At 44.3% G+C, this 235-nt stretch carries 1 protein-coding gene; it reads right to left on the reverse strand.

Going from position 1 to position 235, the window contains the following annotated elements:
* The coding region (locus tag ACTRWI_RS22910; protein WP_499133966.1) for an integrase core domain-containing protein at positions 1-235 on the reverse strand (235 nt) is incomplete at both ends.

Genomic DNA, 235 nt, shown 5'->3' on the forward strand with positions numbered 1-235 from the left:
CCAATATAATCTTTCTGATTCGTTGGGAGTTAGGCCACCGTTATACTGATGAGGCCTGAGTTGACAGTAATACCCGATAATATAGCGGGTGATTTCTTGTTGAGCTTCAGCAAAGCTACGATAACCTACTGTTGGCACCCATTCTGTCTTCAAGCTTCTAAAGAAACGCTCCATCGGCGCATTATCCCAACAGTTTCCTCGGCGAGATAGGCTCTGTTTTATTTGAAAACGCCAT

This window comes from Pseudoalteromonas sp. G5_S1_14_S5 (genome assembly GCF_054968605.1).